This window comes from Parafrankia sp. Ea1.12 (assembly GCF_900465275.1).
Lineage (GTDB): Bacteria > Actinomycetota > Actinomycetes > Frankiales > Frankiaceae > Parafrankia > Parafrankia soli.
Genome location: NZ_UBIZ01000403.1, coordinates 1 through 229, shown reverse-complemented (window position 1 = coordinate 229; position 229 = coordinate 1). Strand labels below are relative to the sequence as shown.

Below are 229 nucleotides of genomic sequence, written 5' to 3'. Positions count from 1 at the left end.
GGTCGCGCACGAGGTGGGATCGTGACGGTGGTGATGCCGGCGTCGGCGAGGACCGCGTCGAAGGAGGCGGTGAACTGTCCGGCCCGGTCACGGACCAGGAACTGGAAGTCGGCCGCCCGGTCGCCGAAGTCCATGAGGAGGTTCCGGGCTTGTTGGGTGGTCCACGGTCCGTCCGGGTGAGCGGTGACCTGCGCGTTTGCTCGCCGGACAGGGCCTGTGTCGGGCAGGC

Annotated in this window: 1 pseudogene; it reads right to left on the bottom strand. The window is 70.3% G+C overall.

From position 1 onward, the window contains the following. Positions 1–229, bottom strand: a pseudogene (locus tag FMEAI12_RS23465) (hypothetical protein); the annotation flags it as partial.